A 14,879-nucleotide genomic window follows, 5' to 3' on the forward strand; every position below is an offset into this window, starting at 1 on the left:
GAGCTGTAAAGAGAAAGGCCCCGCGATGCGGGGCCTTTCTGGTTTCAGGTCGTGGCGTTCTCGCGCACCTGGAAGATGTTGCCCTCCGGGTCCACCGCGTTGCACACGGTGAAGCCCGGGCCACGATATTCCTCCGGCCACACCGCACCGCCCGAGGCCGCGGCGGTTTCGCGCGCCTGCGCCAGGCTGGGCACCGTGTGGAAGAACTTGATGGCCGCATCGTCACGCGGCACGGGTGGCGTGGCGATGCTGACCTGCGCCGCGCGCTCCGGTGGCATGGCGTGCACCACCAACTGCAGGTCGAACGAACGCAGCACAGTCATCTGGGGCGTGGCGTGCGCCCGGACCATGCCGAGCAGTTCGGCATAGAACGCGGTCAGGCGCTCCACGTCCTTGGCGTAGACGAACAGACCAGCGCGGGCGGGACCTGACATGGGCACCTCGTGATAGTGGCGAGGCGGCGATTATCCGCGCTGCGCATGCCGCAGACGACTACTTGGACTTCGGCGGCGCGTCCTTCTTCGGCAGGTCATCGCCCAGCTGCACCCACGGCACGTGCGTGTCATAGAACACATGCCTGGCGGGCTCGCGGTCCAGCGGATCGGCGAACAGCGCGCGCGCCACGTGCATTTCACCCGGCCAGCGCGTGGAGTGGAAGAACATCGGGCTGCCACAGCGGCTGCAGAACCCGCGTTGCGCACCGGGACTGGACTCATACCACGTCACCAGCTCCGCACCGGACTCGATGGCGAACTGCACGCTGCGGAAACCCACCCACGTTACGAACGCGGCACCATGCGCGCGTCGGCAATAGGTGCAATGGCAATGCGCCATCCACGTGGACGGCAGCTCGACGCGGAAGCGCACCGCACCGCACAGGCAGGCACCGCGGGCGACATTCCTCTTCATCACGCGTCTCCGTTACTGCCCCGCAGGGGGCTGCCACAACTCCAGCTTGTTGCCTTCCGGGTCCATGACCCAGCCGAACGTGCCGTACTCGGATTCCTGCACCTCGCCTTCCACCTGCACGCCTTCCTCGCGCAACGCCGCGATCAGCGCATGCAGGTCGTCCACGCGGTAGTTGACCATGAAAGGCGACTGGCTGGGCCCGAAGTACGTGGTGTCCGCCGCGAACGGGCTCCAGATCGTGGTGCCCACCCCATCGGGGTTGTCCGCATTTTTCCACTGGAACGCGGCGCCGCCCCAGTCCAGCACGTCGATGCCTAGGTGCGCCTTGTACCAGGCGGCCAGCGCCTTGGGGTCCTGGGCCTTGAAGAAGATGCCGCCAATGCCAGTCACGCGCTTCATGGGTGCTCCGGGGTGGGCTGCGGGAATTACTTCGGCAACGGATCACGGATGGTGTAGATCACCGAGATGATCTTCCAACCCGCCTCGACGCGTACCAGGTGCCACATCTCGCGGCCCCAGTTGGTCTGCTTGCCCTCGGCCAGGAAAGCGTAGTCGAAGGCGACCGACGCGACCTCACCGTCGGTGTCGACCACGACGTTGTCGAACGTCTCCTCCACTGGCCGGGCACCGGGTTTGGTGATGCCGTCGATGAAGGTGAGGTAGTTGTTGTCCGGGATGTGCCGCGCCTTGATGGCGTCGGGCTTGGTCTGCTTGACGTGTGCCAGGCGCGCATCGTCGACCACGAACTGCCACACCACGTGCTGGGGGTTGTCGGAATAGAACAGGCTGACGAAGGTCGGCTTGTCCTTGTTGATGATGGAGGTGCGGAACTGCTCCATCACCTGGTGGATGGCCGCGACGTCCTTCGGGTCGTTGTGCGCGGCGTGGGCGGGCAGCAGGCCCGAGGCAAGCGCGATGAGGGCCAGGCCCAGCGGGCGGCTCCATGAATTCACGGTGTTTCTCCCTTGCCCGGCATCCATTGCCGGCGACGGGCGACGATAGCACCGCCCTGTCGCCATCGGCAGGGCCGCCGCGTCAGCCCGCGGCTTCCGGTTCGGGCGTGGCTTGAACCGTCATCGGCCGGCGTCCTTCCAGTGCGCAGGTGCCAAGCAGGTACGTCCCGTACACCGCAGGCAGCAGCGCCACCAGCCACGCCCAAGAGAACGCGCTGTGGCCCGCGGCCACCTGATAAACGCTGTAAAGCACGGCCGAGCTGGCCAACGTCGCAAGCGCCAGACTGATGGTCCGGGTCATGCCGAACTTGCGTGAAGAACGATTGCCCATTGTTTCCCCGAAGTGTTGCCTTATACCCGAAACCTCGCGCCCCCTAGCGCATCGATTTCCGGCAATCCCGGGACCCTGAATACCAAGGCCCGGCCCCGGAGCCACTCTGCCATGGCCGGGGTGGTCCGTGCGAGCCCCCCTGCCCCGCAGGACGGCGGTTCCCCCCTCGCGCGTGACGGCTCGGCTTCAGGGCCACACCTTGTCAACAAGATCGCCAATCTCCATCGGTTCGCTGCGGCCCTCCATGGCCTTGCGCCATGCGGAGGGATTCGGGAAACCCTGCGCGGCAGGCGCATCCCACAGCGTTGCATTCAGCGCAAACACCACTACGCCCCCGCGTGCCTCAAACGGTGGCACCGCCTGGATCGCTTGGGTTAGCCGCGCCGCGACGGCGTCTGGCAGCTCCGGCTGGAAGTCCAACCACACCATCGAGCGCCCACCTGGACGCACGGCAAGCACCACGAAACCATTGGCCGGGATCGGCGCCTCACGGCCCATCGTCGCTTCCGTCGCCGCCTGCACCGACTTGATATAGCCGCTCAACGAGTCGATGGAAGGAACGCGTTCCTTCAACACGAAATCAGGTTGCAGCAGCACGATGCTCTGCGTCTGGTATGGCGTGGCGGCCGACACCAGGAACACGGCAAGCACCATCAGCAGCAAGGCAAGCGCTCGCACACCCAGAGCCCACTTTGTCCCTGCCATCACGCCACCATCCAAGGCATCAGGTGAAACAACACATTCGCCGCGCCATGCAACAGCACCGGCAGGAGCAGGCTGCCGCTGTTGAAGCGCAGCCAGCACGCCACCAGCCCGCCGAAACCGGTCAGCAGTGCGGACGTGAGATCAAACGAGAATGCGCCGTCCGAGTAGCCCAGTGCATGCCACACCCCAAACAGGATGCCGCTGACCGCAACCACCGCCCACGGCACGCCGACCACGCCGGGCTTGCCGCGTCACAACCCCAGCAGCAACGCTGGCGCCACGCCGCGAAGTGCCAGTTCCTCGGCGATGCCGGGCATGGTGGCCTGGAAGGCCAGCGTCTCCGCCGACAGGCCGGGCTTGAACATCAGCCCCAGCGCGGCGGCCCACGGCAGGTACAACGCCGCCACCACCAGCGAAGACTTGAGGTTGCGCTGGCGCAGCGTCAGCCCCACCGCGTCGCGACTGAGGCCGAAGATCGCGATGACGCCGACCGCCAGCGCGATGCTGAAAAACTTGCCCTCCCAGTTCCAGTCACCGGGCAGGAAGTTGAGCGCCGGCACTGCCGACGGCAACCCGGTCACCAGGTCATCCAGTGCGAGGTAAACCGCAAACAGCAGCGCGGAGGCCAGCGTCAGCCGACGGTCTGCCCGCGTAGCCACCGCCGCCACCGCGAAGGCGATGACACCAAACCCCAATGCGAACACCACTGCATCCATGAAGCGCCCCCTGCGTGCCTGGGCACGCCCCGGTCCGGGGCGTGCAGTGGCGACAATAACAAAGGGTCCGCAGTTAGGCCGGTCACCTGCACAGCGCCACCCGCTGGGAGCGCTGGTCGATCATCAACACCGCATCCTGCAGCGCATGCGCGCCCACCAGCAGCTCGGGGAAGCGGTCGGACACGCGCACCTCCACGTTGGCGTAGTTCACGCTGCCGATGCGGATGGGTCCCGCCAAGGTGGCCTTGTGCATCGCAATGGTTCCGTTGGTCAGCTGCCCCTGCCCGCCCGGTTCCAGCGGGCCGCCGCCCACGCGCTCGTACAACGACTGCGGCAGCACGAACGCCACGTTGGCGCCGGTATCCAGGTTGCCCAGCGTCTGCACGTCACCGATGGTCACCGGCACGCGGAAGGCGCGCTCGTACGCAAGCGCATTGGTGTCCGTGGGGGAAATACCCTGTGTGCGGCTGAAGGACAGGCGCTTGCGCGGGTAATCGATCACCAGCAGCCCGTCGGCGAAGAACTCCCGGCCCAGGATGCCGGCAAAGCGCGCCTGCACCGATGAGCGGCTGCCGTAATCGCGCGTGATCACCTCCACGTGGGTGCGGACCAGTCCGCCCAACGCGAGGGAGTCGAAGTGGGTGGTGTCGACGGTGGCTGACTGCACGCCATCGGAGGTGGTCGTCTGCCCATGCACCGCCAAGTCCAACGCGGCCACCAGGCTGGCGTCGGCGCGCCCTACCCCGCTGGCGCCGGTATCCACGGCGAAGCGGAACGGGCCGCGCGCGTTGACGTGGGCCTGCACGTAGATGCGGCCGTCCACCACTTCAAAGGGCACCTGTACCAGCGGGGCCTCGTCTACGGCCTTGGCGAGCCGGCACTCGTCGTCGGGGGCGGTGGCATAGGCGCTCAGAGGCCAAAACGCCACCGCACCCCACAAGCTCAGAGCGCTGGCGAGCCAGCAGACGGATGCCGTACCCGTCCCCCTGCACGCGTTCACTCCCTTTACCTGCCCAGCTCGGTCCATGCCTGACTCCCCTCCAGTCGATGAAGAGAAGAGATACGGGCGGGGCGGAAACGGTTGCTGTGCGGTCGAGCACGGTGACCCGGCCGTCGTCCGCGCGGGAGTGATCGATCTTCACCCAGGCACCAAAAGTAGTGCGGATCGGCGCCCTATTGGTATCGCGCGCGCGTCGTCCTCAAGCGACGAACCGCTCAAGGCCCCCCGGTGCGATACCGCCGTTCAACATTGTTTGGCAGTAGAGACTGACCGGCGCCTTGGTTGCAGGACGTGGTTCTGGATTAGACGCACCCGCAGGACCCGGCAGTGCCTGTGCGATGCGGTTGCCTTCGAGTGCCCTTGAATGCCGCGATGGCGGCAGTCCCGTGCGATGCCCAGGACTATGCGCCTGGCCGGGCACCGCGCTTCCGGTAGACCAGGCGAGCACTAGGGCGGAGACGAGCCATGGCTGGCAAGACGCACAAGCAAGATTCAAGCGAACACGAAGTGGACGGACACACCGTCCGGATCGTGCATGGGCCCGACCATGAGGAGTTATGGATCGACGGCACCCGTCGCCGCTTCTTCAAGAACTCGGGCGGGTATGTGCTCGCGGAGAACGCCTATGTGCCGGCGCGTGATTCCCTGCTCGAAGCAGCGAAGGCGTACCTGAGCCAGGCCGAGGGCGCCAAGCCGGGCAAGAAGCAAGGAGAGCGGTGATGCGCTGCCGAAAGAACTTCGTCGACCTGACCCCGGTCGAGCGCGAACGGCTCGCGGACGCGTTCAATGACGTCTTCAGCCGCGGTGTCATCTCCAACTTCGCGGGGGAGCATGACGAGCACTTCAATCACGGTATCCACTGGGGACCCGCCTTCCTGCCGTGGCATCGCCATTTCCTGCTCCGGCTGGAGACGGAGCTGCGGCTTTTCGACGACAGGGTCAGTCTGCCGTACTGGGACTGGACCCGCTCGGACTCACGCGACTTGGACGTGGAGCCGTGGAAATCCTTCTTCGGCGGGCGCAACAACAGCGGCGGCCGCTTCGACCACTGGGACTATACGCGGCGGAGCGACTCCGCCGGCGTCGTCCTCCCAAGCCTGGCCAACGTGCTGGCGGAGCTCAACACCAATAGTTTCACTGCATTCCGGGCGATCGAATGCGGCACACACGTTCCCGGCCACACCTGGACTGGCGGATCGATGGCGGGCGGCCGTTCCCCGGACGATCCCCTGTTCTATCTCCACCACTGCAATGTCGACCGCCTGTGGGCCATCTGGCAGCTCAACCACCCGGCTCCGACGTTCGAGCAGTACTCGGTGGCCTCGACCAGCTGCGACGAGGGCAGCCACGCCTTCGTCGACCTCAACTCACCGATGCACGGCGGCGCGACGCCCGCGTCGATGCTCAGCCACACCGCGCTGGGCTACGTGTACCACCCCGACGACCTGTTGCTGGCCGGTGCCCAGGCACAGGGCATGGCGGGATTCGTGTCGGGCGATCCGCTCACCATTGCGCTCGAAACGCCGCAGGTCATCTTCAACGACGTGCCGGAGGGCGATACGACCCACCGCGCAGCGCTGTTCCGGATCACGGGCTGCGGCACATTGATGTTCCAGGCAAGCATCACATCGGGGCCTTTCACCCTGGCAGACCCCAGCCCCTACTCGTTCCCCGGCAGCGACTTTCCGACGGACCAGTTCAGGGTGTGGGTGCAATACACCGGCCAGGCACCCGGGACGCTCGACCAGGGCACGATGAGTGTCGTCGCACACAACGCGTTCGGCGACGAGGTCTGGCGCGACGACGATGTCCCCATCGTCGCCAACTCCGTCCGGCGGCCGCGGGCCTCGGTGACCCTGGTGCTGGACGAGTCAGGCAGCATGCTCGCCAATGCCGGCAACAACCGCATGCGCCTCGAGGTACTGCAGTACGCCGCCACCACCTTCGTCGACCAGCTGTACGACGACAATGGCGTGGCGATGGTCGCCTTTTCCGATGCCGCCCAGACCGTCCGTGACCTCGAGGTCGCCGGTGCGCTCACATCGGGCGTGCGCAACGATGTCCGGCTGAAGATCACCCAGCACGGCCCGCCCGACGCCTATCCCCACACGTGCATCGGCGCCGGCATCCAGCAGGCGACAAGTCTCATCGGGGCCTCGCCGATCGCAGGCGACTTCGACACCAATTCGATCGTCGTTTTCACCGACGGCATCGAGGATCGCTCGCCGCGGATCGCCGAGGTCCAGGACCTGATCACCGACCGGGTCTATGCCGTGGGCGTTGCCGACGCGGCCAATGTCCAGAACGACATCCTCCGCGCCATCGCCGACGACTCGGGCGGGTTCATGCTGGTCACCGGCGCCCTTGCACAGGACGATGAGTTCCTGCTGGAGAAGTTCTTCATCCAGATCCTCGCCGGCGTCCTCAATCGCGACATCGTCCGCGATCCAGAGGGCTCGGTGGGTTTCGGCGAGATTGCGCGCGTGCCCTTCTCGATCACCCGTTCCGACATTGCCTTCGATGCCGTCGCCTTGACCCGGGCGCCGCAGTTCCTTGCGATTGCCTTGCAGGCCCCGGACGGAACCATTGTCGGCGTACCCCAGCTCCCGCCAGACACCTATCGGCCCGGCTCCGCCTCGCGCAGCCTGCGCGTGACGCTTCCGGTCCTGGTGGACGGCAAGGAGCATTGGGAGGGCGAGTGGCAACTGCTGCTGGCGCTGATGGGCCGGGGCGACGCCGCCAAACTGACGCACATGCCCGGCGCGATTTCGGCCCCTGGCCAGGCCCCGCGCCTGCCGTTCCATGCGTTGTTCCATGCGCGTTCCAACCTCAACATGCGCGCGAGACTGAGCCAGACCGGCAGTGCGCCCGGTTCGACGCTGTACCTGCGCGCGCGGCTCACGGAGTATGGGCGGCCGCTGGCCACGCACCCGACCATCAACGCGACCGTGACGCTCCCGGACCAGTCGACCACCGTGGTGGCGCTGCATGAGACCGATGTCGGGTTGTTCGAGGCGGCGGTGGTGGCCACGCAGAACGGCGCGCACCGATTCCATCTGGTCGCCGAGGGCCATGCCTCACGCGGGGCACGATTCACGCGCGAGCAACTGCTCTCGGCGGTGATCGGCCGCGTCCCACAGCCGGGCGATCCGCGACCGGGCGACGGCGGTCCAGGCCGGGACGGGGATGGCGTGAAGGATTTCCTGTGCTGCCTGCTTAGCGAACGCGTGCTTACTGGCCGGTTCGCCGAGTTTGCAAAGCGCATCGGCATCGACGTGGATCAGTTGCGACATTGCGCAAAGCGCATGTGCCATCACCGCGAGGACAAGGAGCAGCCACCGATCCTCCGCTGAAATTCAACCGAGCGAACAGCGGGCTGCGGTGAGATGGCAATCGGAGGGCCCCGCGCTGCGGGGCCCCCACCTGATCAACTGACAGCAAGACTTTACTTTGCCGTACCGTTCACAGGCACCGCGTCTACCGGCGACTCAAACGCAACGAAAAGCACGCACGACACGCTGCCAGTGCAACGCCCCTTGTGCGGCCGCTTGGCGGGTCCGTAAGCATAGGTACCCGGCTTGAGCGTCGTGGCCTCCTGGCCTTCATACGTGACCTCAAGTTCCCCGGACACCATCACCATGCGCTCCGCGGACGTGTGCCAGTGGAGCGGAATCTGGGCGCCTGCGGGAACCCGGATCAGAATGTCCGCGTTGTCTTTCGTGGGGTCGCCATGAAGCACCGCGATGGCGCAGCCCTTGGGGAGGAACTCCGGACAGGGCGCCCAGGTAAGACCCGCGTCCTCGTGCGCCCATGCCAGCGCCCGCTCACCCTCGGGCGTTTGGGCGAGGGCCGCCCCGCTGCCCAGTAGCATGCTCAGGGACGCTGCAACGTACAGGTGCTTAAACATGACCACCTCCTGGCTGCCGGGGTGTGGGGGCTCCCATGCGGGTGCGCTGCCGTTCCCGTCGGGGTGACCTTACCCGCGGGGGCGGCCGTCCTCGCTCACCTGCATGGGTGAAGGCCCTCGCCGGTGCCGCTGAGGTCGACGACCCCTTCGCCAGGGTCCGCGAGGCCTCGGGATATCCAATTCCCCTTGGACCGTCAGGCCCCCGGCTGCGGTCCACGACCCGCCGGCGTGAGGTGCGTCACCATGCAGCGCCACTGCCCATCGACCCGGCGGTAGATGTCGGTGATGTACTCGTCGGCCGCCATGGGCTCGCCCTTGAAGGTGCCGGTGTTCTGACCGCGACCGGTGATCCACGCCACGTCGCCGACCACGCACGCATGCGTGGCCACCTTGGTCATGGTGGCGTGGGTCAACATGCCCGAGCCAATGACGCCCAGGACGCGGGCGCCCGGGATGGGACCGGCCTCGGGCGTCACCAGGATCCAGTCGTCGGTGACGAAGCGGGCGATCTGCTCGACGTCATTGGAGACCATGGCTTGGTTGAAGGCGTCCTCTAGCTCAACCAGGAACGCGGGAATCTCGGCTTGCAGCATCGTTTGCATGGCGAACCCCATCGGCGCGGTGGACGGACAGCATAGGCCGTTGGGGGGAATGGGGTCGGTGACTGGGTCGTACCCAGTCGGCGACTGAGTCGTAACCGGTTGGGGACTGCGTTGCACCCAGTCGGGGACTGCCTCGCACCCAGTCGGCGACTACCTCCTACCCGGTGGGCGACTGCCTTGCACCCAGTCCAAGACTGCCTAGCACCCGGTCGGGGACTGCCTCGACCCAGTCGACCACTGCCTCGCACCCAGTTCACGACTCCCTCGTATCCGGTCGGCAACTGCCTCGCACCCCGTCGGCCGTTGCCTCGATGGGGTCGGGGACTCCTCCGTTGAGGTAGGGCACCCCGCCGTTCACCATGACCGCGTCGCGGGGATGGCAGCGTCTCGACCGATGGATACGGGCGCAATCCGAGTCAAGCGCTAGAGCTTTGCCGCCAGATACTTGTCTGTTGCGGCAACCAAATCACAGATGAACCGAATGTGCTTGCGGAGATCCTCGCGAGTTACTGCGTGGGCGTCAGGTTGACTAGCCCGTGGCCGCAACGAACGATGGGCAATATCTCCTCGCTTCTTGGCAAGGCGATTCAGTTCGGCCCGTGCTCTGGAAGGATCGTAGTGGTTCCAGACCCAACCCTCGGTTACATCAATCCCCAAGAACTTGTCGAAGATGGCGCGGACGCGGTCAGTACTTGGGGTATGAAAGTACTTGAGGTCGTTCTGCAACGACGAGATGTAGAACTCCGCTAGCCGGCCGCCGTTGGCCGTCCCGCCAGAAACCATACCAGCCGCCTCAACGATTCGGTCCTCAATGTAGGTCTCAAGGGCGGCCAATGCCATCACCAAACTGGCGCGCTTGAGGACTTCTGCGTTAGGCGGCGGAGGCTGTTTGTTGAGGGAATCGAAGTGACTGAGTAGGTCGTTGGCGTCTTGAATGGCGAACTCGAACGCCTGGAATGCCTGTGATGTCATAGCTCAGTTTCAATTCATCAGTTAAGCCGAGCCGGGAAGCGGCTTCGGTTTGGGAAAACCATTAGCTGCACTCAAAGCGACCCCAAGAGGTCGGCCACCGATGCGTCCAGCACATGCCAAGAAGTCTTGCATGTGGCTGCATCAAAGTCAGCTCGGCTCGCAACAGCCTGCCATGGATGGACGACGTTTCGAGACTCGCGCAGAGCATGGCCAAACTTGCCGCGATCGGTCTTTACCCAGCCCACGTCCGTTGCTACGTCAATCAAGGTGCTAAGCGTCCAGTTTGGAATGGCAATGGCAGTGCCACTCTTGTCTTTAGGTGCCCGAGCAGACTGGTAAGCCACTGATGCCGAGCGCTGGGCGCGAGCAAGAAGCAGACCCTCAAGAATGCTACCCATCAGGATCACGGCAGAGGTGAATGCCTCGACATGAACGCACTTTTGGGCCTCTCGCCAGCGCCGACTGATCTCCTCCGTGAGTCCAGGCATTGACGATGTGAGGGGAGAAAAGTCCGGTGGCGCATGAATGACCTTCTTTGGCTTTTCAAACGCTCCCGTATCAGTGAACTTAATCGCGCTCCTAACGTAACCAGCTAGTGCTTCTAAGCGAACGCGACGACTGTTTGCTTGGAAGTCCAGGTCATTGGACATCGAATCAAGCAGTGACCTTGGCAGGTTGTCTATACCCTCAAGAACCATGCGCACCTCTCGGACCTTTGCGTCGACTTCACGAAGGCCAGAGAAATGGTCTGTCTTGGCAAAGCCCCGATTGTCGGCAATCTCTGAGAGCGCGCCTTTGAGCAGGGAAAGTGCTTGGCTTTTATCCATGATCCCGACTAAGTCCGTTGCGTAGCTAAGACAATCTAGAACCCGGTTTGGGTTGATATCAGCGGATGGTTGGCGCGCCCCTGTCTCGGGTCAACGCGAAAATTGCTCTGCAGATCAGCAGATTACCCTCAACGCTTGGCTTTGCGACCACAGGCCCCAGCCAAGCCACTCCGACGAAGTGCAACGATATCCGGTTATCCCCGCAGAACTGCCGGATAGCACGCCCACCCCCACTCCCAATCTGACCTGCATCAAGGCACCCCCCCTCCCCCGCGCCCAAACTTGGGCCCATGGACACCCATCCCGCCCCTGCCCTTTCCTCCCTGTCGCCCAAGGCGCTGGTCTGGGCGCCCCATCGGCTGATGTTCTTCATCGGGTCCAGCAACCTGCTGCTGGCCATGCTGTGGTGGGCGCTGTGGCTGGTCGGCACGCGCTGGCCGGCCTTGCTGCCCATGCACCAGCCGCAGCCGTACGCGGGATGGATGCACGCCTTCGTCATGCAGTACCAGATGCTGCCCAGCTTCATCTTCGGGTTCCTGCTGACCACCTTCCCCAAGTGGATGGGCCAGCCGGAGTTCGAACGCTGGCGTTTCCGGCCGGTGGGGCTGGGGCTGTTTGGCGGCCAGCTGGCCACGCTGCTGGGCGTCATGGGCTGGGAGGTGGGCATCACCGTGGGCCTGTGGCTGACGCTGGGCGGCTGGGCCGCCGGGCTGACCACGCTGGGCCCGCTGCTGTGGCGTGAGAAGGGCACCACGTGGCACGCGCGTTCGGCGTTCGCGGGGTTGGTGCTGGGCTTCGTGGGCATGCTGGCGTGGCTGGGCTTCATGCTGGGCGCGTCGCCCCTGTGGGCCTTCGTCAGCATCAAGATGGGCACGTTCGGGCTGCTGCTGCCGGTGTACTTCACGGTGGCGCACCGCATGTTCCCGTTCTTTGCCGGCAACGTGGTCAAGGGCTACGTGGCGTGGCGGCCGTTGTGGCTGCTGGCGGCGGCGTGGCCGCTGCTGTTGCTGCACCTGGCGCTGGAGCTGGTGCACGCCTACGGCTGGCTGTGGGTGGCGGACGTGCCGCTGCTGGGGCTGTTCGTGCTGGCGCTGTGGCGCTGGTGGCCGCGCGGCGAGGCGCCGCGGATCCTGTCGGTGCTGTTCATTGGCCTGGCGTGGTTGCCGGTGGCGGTGGCGCTGTATGCCACGCAGAGCATCGGTTACCTGCTCACGGGCGTGTACATGCTGGGCCGGGCGCCGGCGCATGCGTTGTTCATCGGGTTCTTCGGCAGCGTGCTGATCGCCATGGTCACGCGGGTCACGCAGGGCCACTCCGGCCGGCCGATGGTGATGCCGGGGGTGGCCTGGTACGCGTTCTGGGCCATCCAGGCGGTGGCGGTGGTGCGCGTGTTCGCCGAGGTCATGCCCGATGGCTCCGCTTGGCAGGCCGCGGCGGCGGTGGGCTGGCTGCTGGCCTTCGTGCCGTGGGTGGCGCGCATCGGCCGCATCTACCTGGCGCCGCGCGCCGATGGCAAGCCGGGCTGAGGCCGCTGTAAAGCAAGGGCTCGCCGGCGGGACGCGCCGGCACGGATTGATGAAGGGACTGACGTTTCCATGATCGAGTTCTATCCGCAGATCAAGGCCGCCCACATCGGGCTGGTGATGCTGAGCGGTGCGCTGTTCGCGCTGCGCGGCGCATTCGTGCTGGCCGGCATGCGCTGGCCGTTGTCGCTGCCGGTGAAGTGGGCCAGCTACACCATCGACACCGCGCTGCTGACGGCGGCGCTGATGCTGCTGACCATCCTGCATGGCACGGGCATGTTCGCCAACGGCTGGCTGACGGTGAAGGTCATCCTGCTGGTGGTCTACATCGTGCTCGGTGTTTTCGCTTTGACGCGTGCCCGCTCCCTGGGCGGCCGCGTTCTTTTCTACCTGGGCGCGCTGGCCACCTACGGCACGATGTACACCATCGCACGCGCGCACCATCCGCTGGGCTGGCTGCAGCAGGTGCTGTCATGAGTGCGCAACTGAAGGCGCCCGAGGCGGCCAGCGACGGCCGCCACACCATCGACGCCTGCTTCCTGGGCCCCTACGGCGAGAACGACACCCTGCTGGAAAAGCTGGTGGTGGAGTTCCTGCGCGACCACGTGTACTGGCGCCGCAACTTCCACCCGGAAGATCCGCCGGCGATCTCCACGGCGGCGGCGCAGCACCCGGAGTACCTGGCGTTCGAGGCGCGCATGCGCCGCGAGCTGCACCAGCTGTCGGCGGCGCTGAAGAAGTCGGTGCCGTTCCACAGCCCGCGCTACATCGGCCACATGGCCAGCGACCTGCTGCTGCCAGGGCTGGCGGCGCAGATCCTGACCCTGCCCTACAACCCCAACAACGTGTCCGAGGATGCGGCGCCGGTGACGGTGGAGCTGGAGGTACAGGTGGGCCTGCAGCTGGCGCGCATGCTGGGCTACGTGCATGACCCGGCGCGGCCGGACTGCGCCTTCGGCCACCTGACCTCGGGTGGCACGGTGGCCAACTACCAGGCGCTGCGCCTGGCGCTGGCGCTGAAGGCGTTCCCGGTGGCGTTGCAGGCGGCGGGCGTGCCCGACCTGGCGCTGCCGGACGATACCTGGGGCGCGTTCAACCTCGCCCCGCGCGAATCCACCTTGCTGGTGGAGCAGTGGCAGCAGTGGCTGGCGCAGGCGTCGCCGGCCGACCGCAAGTTGTGGCAGGCGCGCGTGCGCGAGGAGCGCATCGAGCAGCGCGGGCTGGCGGACTTCTTCGCCACCCACCCCACGCTGCAGGTCCCCAAGGTGCTGGCGCCGATCACCGCGCACTACTCGTGGAGCAAGGGCTGCAAGCTGCTGGGCCTGGGCCGTGCGCAACTGGAGCTGCTGCCCGAGCGCGGCATGCGCGTGGATACCGATGCGCTGGAGGAAACGCTGGAGCGCTGCCTGCGCGAGCGCCAGCCGGTGCTGCTGGCGGTGGCCGTGATGGGCACCACCGAGTACGGCACCGTGGACCCGATCGATGGCCTGGTGGCGGCACGCGAGCGCTTTGCCGCGCGCGGGCTGGGCTTTGGCGTGCACGTGGACGCGGCGTGGGGCGGGTACCTGGCCACGCTGTTCCGCAACGAGGACGGCAGCCTGCGCACGCGCGACGAGGTGGCGTCAGGCTTCAGCGCCTTCCCCTCGCCCGATGTGTATGCGGCGGTGGCCGCGCTGGGCGACACCGACTCGGTCACCGTTGACCCGCACAAGCTGGGCTACCTGCCCTATGGCGCGGGCGCTTTCATCTGCCGCGACCACCGCGCGGTGGCGCTGCTGTCGGAGGAAGCCGATTACGTCTTCCACGGCGATGCGCCCAAGGATTATCTCGGCCGTTACCGCAGCCTCGGGCAGTTCATCCCCGAAGGTTCGAAGTCCGGTGCTGCGGTGGCCGGGGTATACGTGACGCACAAGGTGCTGCCGCTGGATCACGCTCACTTCGGCCTGCTGCCGGCGCAGACCATCCGCTCGGCGGAAGCGTTCCATGCGCGGGCGCTGCGCTTTGCCGAGGAGATGGCGGGCGTGGTGCAGGCGGTGGTGCCGTTCCCGCCGGACAGCAACCTGGTGTGCTTCGCGCTGAACCCGGCGGGCAACCGCGACGTGGCGGTGGCCAATGCCTTCGTGCGGCGCGTGCATGACGAACTGCGCTGCGATCCGCGCCAGCCGCTGCAGAACAAGCAGTTCTTCGGCTCGGTGACCACGCTGCGGCCGGAGGCGCTGGGCGAGGAAGAGACGCACCGCATCCTCGACGCGCTGGGGCTGGACGTGGCGACGCTGGATGGCGAGGGCAACGACAAGCTGATGATCCTGCGCCACACGCTGATGAACCCGTACCTGATCGACCGCGAGAACGACATCAGCTACATCGACCTGTACTTCGACCATTTGGCGGCGCGCCTGCGGGCGTTGCTGGCGAAGGGCTGAGGCTACGCCAC

18 protein-coding genes are annotated in these 14,879 nt (G+C 66.1%); 5 read left to right on the forward strand and 13 right to left on the reverse strand.

Annotated elements, in window-relative coordinates; genetic code table 11:
- Nucleotides 1–44: 44 nt before the first annotated feature.
- The 9 genes from AC3ARF_RS09120 to AC3ARF_RS09160 all read right to left on the reverse strand — a co-directional run bounded on the left by AC3ARF_RS09120 (nucleotide 45) and on the right by AC3ARF_RS09160 (nucleotide 4,542).
- The gene (locus AC3ARF_RS09120; protein ID WP_498927209.1) at nucleotides 45–434 is read right to left on the reverse strand and encodes a VOC family protein; all 390 of its coding nucleotides are present in this window, start codon (nucleotides 432–434) and stop codon (nucleotides 45–47) included.
- A 58-nt stretch (nucleotides 435–492) separates the two neighbouring features.
- Nucleotides 493–909, reverse strand: coding sequence for a GFA family protein (locus AC3ARF_RS09125; protein ID WP_498927211.1), 417 nt, complete (start codon nucleotides 907–909; stop codon nucleotides 493–495).
- 12 nt (nucleotides 910–921) lie between these two features.
- Nucleotides 922–1,308: a VOC family protein gene (locus tag AC3ARF_RS09130; RefSeq protein WP_498927213.1), complete on the reverse strand. Its 387-nt coding sequence runs from the start codon at nucleotides 1,306–1,308 to the stop codon at nucleotides 922–924.
- A gap of 26 nt (nucleotides 1,309–1,334) precedes the next feature.
- Complete coding sequence (locus AC3ARF_RS09135) at nucleotides 1,335–1,862, reverse strand: Cif family virulence factor (RefSeq protein WP_498927214.1); 528 nt, start codon at nucleotides 1,860–1,862, stop codon at nucleotides 1,335–1,337.
- An 82-nt stretch (nucleotides 1,863–1,944) separates the two neighbouring features.
- Entirely contained in the window at nucleotides 1,945–2,163 is a 219-nt protein-coding gene (locus tag AC3ARF_RS09140) for a hypothetical protein (RefSeq protein ID WP_498927216.1), read from the reverse strand.
- Nucleotides 2,164–2,379: 216 nt separating this feature from the next.
- The gene (locus AC3ARF_RS09145) at nucleotides 2,380–2,871 is read right to left on the reverse strand and encodes a hypothetical protein (protein ID WP_498927218.1); all 492 of its coding nucleotides are present in this window, start codon (nucleotides 2,869–2,871) and stop codon (nucleotides 2,380–2,382) included.
- A gap of 26 nt (nucleotides 2,872–2,897) precedes the next feature.
- Nucleotides 2,898–3,134 carry a CPBP family glutamic-type intramembrane protease gene (locus AC3ARF_RS09150; RefSeq protein ID WP_498927220.1) on the reverse strand — a complete coding sequence of 79 codons (237 nt, stop codon included), beginning with the start codon at nucleotides 3,132–3,134 and terminating at the stop codon, nucleotides 2,898–2,900.
- A gap of 15 nt (nucleotides 3,135–3,149) precedes the next feature.
- On the reverse strand, nucleotides 3,150–3,614 hold the full coding sequence (locus AC3ARF_RS09155) for a hypothetical protein (protein ID WP_498927222.1): 465 nt from the start codon (nucleotides 3,612–3,614) through the stop codon (nucleotides 3,150–3,152).
- 82 nt (nucleotides 3,615–3,696) lie between these two features.
- Complete coding sequence (locus tag AC3ARF_RS09160; protein ID WP_498927224.1) at nucleotides 3,697–4,542, reverse strand: aspartyl protease family protein; 846 nt, start codon at nucleotides 4,540–4,542, stop codon at nucleotides 3,697–3,699.
- Between the two features lie 537 nt (nucleotides 4,543–5,079).
- Here AC3ARF_RS09160 and AC3ARF_RS09165 point away from each other — a divergent pair.
- Together AC3ARF_RS09165 and AC3ARF_RS09170 are read left to right on the forward strand one after the other, a co-directional pair.
- Nucleotides 5,080–5,334, forward strand: coding sequence for a hypothetical protein (locus AC3ARF_RS09165; RefSeq protein WP_498927226.1), 255 nt, complete (start codon nucleotides 5,080–5,082; stop codon nucleotides 5,332–5,334).
- Nucleotides 5,334–7,967 (forward strand): tyrosinase family protein, encoded by a 2,634-nt coding sequence (locus AC3ARF_RS09170; RefSeq protein WP_498927228.1) that lies wholly within the window; start codon nucleotides 5,334–5,336, stop codon nucleotides 7,965–7,967. The genes AC3ARF_RS09165 and AC3ARF_RS09170 overlap by 1 nt, the downstream gene beginning before the upstream one ends.
- A gap of 92 nt (nucleotides 7,968–8,059) precedes the next feature.
- On the opposite strand, the gene AC3ARF_RS09175 is transcribed toward AC3ARF_RS09170, so the two are convergent.
- The 4 genes from AC3ARF_RS09175 to AC3ARF_RS09190 all read right to left on the reverse strand — a co-directional run bounded on the left by AC3ARF_RS09175 (nucleotide 8,060) and on the right by AC3ARF_RS09190 (nucleotide 10,922).
- Entirely contained in the window at nucleotides 8,060–8,521 is a 462-nt protein-coding gene (locus AC3ARF_RS09175; protein ID WP_498927229.1) for a cupin domain-containing protein, read from the reverse strand.
- A gap of 194 nt (nucleotides 8,522–8,715) precedes the next feature.
- Nucleotides 8,716–9,123: a nuclear transport factor 2 family protein gene (locus AC3ARF_RS09180; protein WP_498927231.1), complete on the reverse strand. Its 408-nt coding sequence runs from the start codon at nucleotides 9,121–9,123 to the stop codon at nucleotides 8,716–8,718.
- A 423-nt stretch (nucleotides 9,124–9,546) separates the two neighbouring features.
- A complete protein-coding gene (locus AC3ARF_RS09185) occupies nucleotides 9,547–10,095 on the reverse strand; it encodes a HEPN domain-containing protein (protein WP_498927233.1) in 549 nt (182 codons plus the stop codon).
- A 71-nt stretch (nucleotides 10,096–10,166) separates the two neighbouring features.
- Entirely contained in the window at nucleotides 10,167–10,922 is a 756-nt protein-coding gene (locus tag AC3ARF_RS09190) for a hypothetical protein (protein ID WP_498927235.1), read from the reverse strand.
- A 290-nt stretch (nucleotides 10,923–11,212) separates the two neighbouring features.
- Between AC3ARF_RS09190 and AC3ARF_RS09195 the strand changes: the two genes are divergently transcribed.
- From AC3ARF_RS09195 to AC3ARF_RS09205, 3 genes are all read left to right on the forward strand, one after another.
- Entirely contained in the window at nucleotides 11,213–12,448 is a 1,236-nt protein-coding gene (locus AC3ARF_RS09195) for an NnrS family protein (RefSeq protein WP_498927237.1), read from the forward strand.
- Between the two features lie 69 nt (nucleotides 12,449–12,517).
- Nucleotides 12,518–12,922 (forward strand): SirB2 family protein, encoded by a 405-nt coding sequence (locus AC3ARF_RS09200; RefSeq protein ID WP_498927239.1) that lies wholly within the window; start codon nucleotides 12,518–12,520, stop codon nucleotides 12,920–12,922.
- Nucleotides 12,919–14,868, forward strand: a complete 1,950-nt coding sequence (locus AC3ARF_RS09205) for a pyridoxal phosphate-dependent decarboxylase family protein (protein ID WP_498927240.1) — start codon at nucleotides 12,919–12,921, stop codon at nucleotides 14,866–14,868. The genes AC3ARF_RS09200 and AC3ARF_RS09205 overlap by 4 nt, the downstream gene beginning before the upstream one ends.
- The last annotated feature ends 11 nt before the right edge of the window (nucleotides 14,869–14,879 follow it).

The organism is Lysobacter sp. KACC 24251 (assembly GCF_057747755.1).